Here is a 3,964-nt window from a genome sequence, read left to right as displayed (position 1 = left end):
TTGCGTGCGAAAGCCAAGCTGGTGTGCGCCCTATTGCGCGCGTGGGCGAAGCAGATACGGCCGGAGCATGAAATTCGTTGTCAATCGCCCCTTCGGCGGTCGCGATGCCGCCGCGCGCGAGCTGATGGAGCTGGCCAACGCCGCCGAGCCGGTGCAGGACAGCCGCATCCACATCAAGAAGATCAACGATCCCTTCCTGTACACGCCCGCCGAATGCAAGGCCGAGCTTGAGTGCGCGATTGCCAATGGTTGGCTCTGGCTGCACGGGAGGGGGACTTACGCGGAGATCGCTCATGCGGGCGCGGTGTTGCTTGCTTAATTTGGTTTGTGGCCGGCTGCCGGATCCCACAAGCGCTTGGCGACGGTAACGGCCTGCGCCTGATCACCCGGGGTGGCTACAACTGGACCGACCGCTATCCATGGATTGTCGAAGCCCCGCGCAAAGTCCGTCAGAAGCGGTTCGTGCTCGATGGGGAGGCCGTCGTTCTCGTGGTGGATGGCGTCTCGGCCTTCAACGCGCTGCACTCCCGCAAGCACGACCATGAAGTCCAGTTTTGCGCCTTCGACATCCTGGTCGAGGGTGAGTTGAGCTGCGTGAGCCGCCGCTTCATCACCGCAAGTGGTGCGCAGCGGCTTTCCGCTGGCGACCGGAATCGGATCGTCAAACTCTCGGGACCAGGACATTTCGGGCGGGGTACTTAGGACTATGCCTGAGATATAGGTCGCCCTCCGTGGAATTGCGAATCAGCACCAGAGGGCGGCCCAAGGCTCGAAAGCCGAGGGCCGGGCGCTGATGGCACGGAGGTTTCCAAGTCCAGCTTAACGTTAGACCTGCTATGCACGTTCCGGCCAATACGAGTGGCGATCAGGTTCTTTGGACTCCCGTGCGCTAGAGCAATTTCCTACAGCTGGCCTCGAACGGTTGGAGCGGCGGAACGAAATCTCTCTGAGGTAGTTCAGCGCTCGACCGGCGCTACTTTCAAAGGAGCTGAGCACATGAACAAAGCTATCCTTATTGGTGCTGCTATCCTCACCGTCTCCACTTCTGCCGCTTCGGCATGGACTCATCAAAGCCACCGGAATGGCTACCAGACTCACCATAGCTCCGCTTACCGCGCAACAAGGGCCGCACCGCGCGAAGCCATGAACAACAGCGCTTACAACAACGGCTATTATGGTCCAGGTTATGCGCGTTCAGGCTTCTGGCCGGCCGACGTGGCTGGCGCTGCGGTTGGAACGGCAGGAGCTATCGCCACTGGTGCAGTCAATACCGCAGGCGCGATTGCAACCGCACCATTCCGGCCGGCTAATCCCTACGCCTATTACCCGGGTAATTCCTACGCCTATTACGGGGTTAATTCCTACGGCGTGGCTCCGGGCGTCAGCAGCAAGGACCACGAGATGTATGTGAAAAATCTACACGCCTCCGGATACAACCCGAAAAGCGATTTCACCGCGAGCGGGACCATGCGGTCGCAATAGGATCAGGGTCCTTGTTGCGCGTTGCCAATCTGGCCTGACGTCGGCGCTGGGGCGAAATCCGCTCTCGGGAGAACAGCTCCGCGCCGGCCTCGGTGATACGTCCGAAATTCAATCGAGCTTGGCCAGTGCGTGACGGCGACCGTTGTGATCTGGGACGGCGGACCCCGCTGTAGCCGGTCATGCGCTGATAACCCCAGTCTCCGGCAAACTCGCGCGACATGGCGGCATGAAGCTGGAAGCTCCGCCGTGCCAGCGCATCGAGCGGATTGCCGCCGCACCAGTCAAGCGCCAGAAATCCGCCGGCCTTGCCGGAAGCCGCCGCGGCCACCTCGGTCCGTTCCACGACCATGACCTCGGTCCTGCGGCGAGCGAGGAAGTAGGCGGTGCGGGCGCCGATCACGCCCGCCCGCAGATCACAACGCGCATGTGCTCACCACGTATGTGCCGGCGCCTCGCGGAGCGGACGAGGCGCGCGGAGAGGACCCAAGCTCGTTCCCGCCGAGCTAATCGTGCTTGGTCCTTTCGGTCTGTTCTTCGAGATGCCGCAACAGCTTTTCAAGTCTGTCGCCCATCCGGTCCTTTTCTTCGAGCCGTTGCAGCACCTTTCCAAGCCGATCGAGGATCGGATCGTAAGTGCCGGATAATACCCGCATCAACGCGCCCATATCTGCCACAGCCTGCGGCACGGCTTTGGACGAAGCCGGCGTCAACGATTTTTCGATCCGGTCGACTATCTCGGCATTCATGGAGCGCTCGTTGGCCGCGGCGGCCTTCGCGATCTGATCCCGCATCCCATCGGGAAAGCGGAGGAGGAACTGATCGGAACCACGGCCCGGGCGCTTTTTTGGTTTTCTCAGCACAAACCTTTCCTCGCATCTCCAGGGGCCGCACCGAGGTATTCCGCTTGACGATGGTACGGCCGTGATACTATCACGAGTGATATATCAAATCCCTTGATATGGCACATGCCGGCAGACGAAGTGAACGCCTTACCAATCCGCTCGCAGAAACCTGTGAAAATGTCGAGCACGCGGCAGTCCAGCTACAGCTTCGGCACAATGACTGGTGGTCGTATGTCCATGGATCTCTACCGATAATGTCGCGCGGCAAACAGTCATTCAAGCAAACCGACGTCACTCGGGCGATGAAAGCCGCTCAAAATGCCGGTTTCGATGTGCAGGGTGTCGAGATCGAGCCGAGCACCGGGAAGTTCCGGGTTCTGACGAAGCGACCTGACCAGCCGCGGTTGGACGAGCCGGTGAACGAATGGGATGACGTGCGGTGAAACGTAAAAACCCCAAATACACCCACGGTTTCATCGATCGATTTGGCAAGCCGCGGTTCTACTTGCGCCTCCCCGGCCGAAAGCGCGTACCTTTGCCTGGATTGCCATGGTCGCCGGAGTTTATGGCGGCCCGAGAGAAGGCTCTGAAAGAGGATTGGTCCGCGCCGATCGAGATCGGCGCCAATCGCACGCGCGCTGGCACCGTCAATGCCGTGCTCGTGACCTACTACCAGTCGAGCGCATTCAAGGAAGGGCTGGCCGAGAACACCCGCAAAAACCGGCGTGCGATCCTGGAGCGCTTCCGCGAGGAGCATGGGGATAAGCGGATCGCGCTCCTACACAGGAAGGCACTACAAACTATCCTGAACAAGAAGTCGGCTGCGGCGGCCAAAAACTGGAAGAAGGCGCTTCGGGGGTTCATCGATCATTGTATCGCGCTCGAAATGATCGAAACCGACCCTCTCCTTGGTATCAAGCTGACAAAGGTTAGATCGACGCCGCATCGGCGGTGGACTCCCGCTGACATCGCGCAATACGAAAAGCGACATCCTCCAGGAACTAAGGCCCGGCTTGCGCTCGAACTTATTTTATCTACGGGGCAAGCGCGCTGTGACGTGGTTCGGATGGGAAGGCAATACGTCCGCGACGAAACTCTCTCTATGACGCGCCAGAAAAGCGGAGTGCCGTTTGACATTCCGATCTTACCATCGCTGCGCCGAGAGCTGGATCTCCAGCCGCAAGCAGATTGTAATCTGACCTTTCTCGTCACTGAACAAGGAAAGCCCTTTACTGCCGCTGGGTTCGGTAATTGGTTTCGCGATCGGTGCAATGAGGCTGGCCTTCCAAATTGTCGGGCACACGGCCTGCGCTCGGCCGCAGCGACGCGCCTAGCTGATTACGGCGCAACGGCCCATCAGCTTATGGCCTGGTTCGGCTGGCGCACTTTAAGCGAGGCCGAGCGTTACACCCAGGAAGCAAATCGCAAGGGATTAGCTGCCTCGGCCGGGCAGCTCATTTCAGGAACAGGAATTGGCAAACCGGAAACCCAGTTTGCCAAAAAACGAAGCTAAGCAATTGAAATAGCAGAGGTCGGGTTAATGGGTGGCGATCCCAGCAGGACTCGAACCTGCAACCCGCGGAGTAGAAATCCGCTACTCGAATCTTGTTCAAGATTCCGCGACCGATGGTCCCAACGAC

7 protein-coding genes are annotated in these 3,964 nt (G+C 59.6%); 5 read left to right on the top strand and 2 right to left on the bottom strand.

The genetic code is table 11. From position 1 onward, the window contains the following. The 3 genes from F758_RS0142710 to F758_RS50620 all read left to right on the top strand — a co-directional run. Positions 1-319 (top strand): hypothetical protein (locus F758_RS0142710; RefSeq protein ID WP_349544110.1); only part of this gene is annotated, 319 nt, incomplete at its 5' end. An 8-nt stretch (positions 320-327) separates the two neighbouring features. Continuing rightward, entirely contained in the window at positions 328-702 is a 375-nt protein-coding gene (locus F758_RS53125; RefSeq protein ID WP_349544108.1) for an ATP-dependent DNA ligase, read from the top strand. A 294-nt stretch (positions 703-996) separates the two neighbouring features. Continuing rightward, entirely contained in the window at positions 997-1,482 is a 486-nt protein-coding gene (locus F758_RS50620) for a hypothetical protein (RefSeq protein ID WP_157450561.1), read from the top strand. Here the strand turns inward: F758_RS50620 and F758_RS0142700 are convergent. After that, a complete protein-coding gene (locus F758_RS0142700; protein ID WP_245286786.1) occupies positions 1,451-1,831 on the bottom strand; it encodes a hypothetical protein in 381 nt (126 codons plus the stop codon). The two genes, F758_RS50620 and F758_RS0142700, sit on opposite strands and share 32 nt — an antisense overlap. 154 nt (positions 1,832-1,985) lie before the next feature. Continuing rightward, positions 1,986-2,228 (bottom strand): hypothetical protein, encoded by a 243-nt coding sequence (locus F758_RS46195; RefSeq protein ID WP_245286787.1) that lies wholly within the window; start codon positions 2,226-2,228, stop codon positions 1,986-1,988. A 350-nt stretch (positions 2,229-2,578) separates the two neighbouring features. On the opposite strand from F758_RS46195, the gene F758_RS0142690 reads away from it, so the two are divergent. Both F758_RS0142690 and F758_RS0142685 read left to right on the top strand, forming a co-directional pair. Then, on the top strand, positions 2,579-2,767 hold the full coding sequence (locus tag F758_RS0142690; protein WP_024513471.1) for a hypothetical protein: 189 nt from the start codon (positions 2,579-2,581) through the stop codon (positions 2,765-2,767). After that, positions 2,764-3,837: a tyrosine-type recombinase/integrase gene (locus tag F758_RS0142685; RefSeq protein ID WP_063615031.1), complete on the top strand. Its 1,074-nt coding sequence runs from the start codon at positions 2,764-2,766 to the stop codon at positions 3,835-3,837. Before F758_RS0142690 ends, F758_RS0142685 begins: the two co-directional genes overlap by 4 nt. Positions 3,838-3,964: the final 127 nt, after the last annotated feature.

The organism is Bradyrhizobium sp. ARR65, from assembly GCF_000472385.1.
Taxonomy (GTDB): Bacteria; Pseudomonadota; Alphaproteobacteria; order Rhizobiales; family Xanthobacteraceae; genus Bradyrhizobium.
The sequence above is the reverse complement of the archived record's forward strand: the minus strand, read 5'-3'. Positions and strand labels throughout refer to the sequence as shown.

Coding starts and splice junctions, on each gene's coding strand:
- F758_RS46195 (WP_245286787.1), bottom strand. CDS start 2,228: ATGAATGCCGAGATAGTCGACCGGATCGAAAAATCGTTGACGCCGGCT.
- F758_RS0142700 (WP_245286786.1), bottom strand. CDS start 1,831: ATGGTCGTGGAACGGACCGAGGTGGCCGCGGCGGCTTCCGGCAAGGCC.
- F758_RS50620 (WP_157450561.1), top strand. CDS start 997: ATGAACAAAGCTATCCTTATTGGTGCTGCTATCCTCACCGTCTCCACT.
- F758_RS0142690 (WP_024513471.1), top strand. CDS start 2,579: ATGTCGCGCGGCAAACAGTCATTCAAGCAAACCGACGTCACTCGGGCG.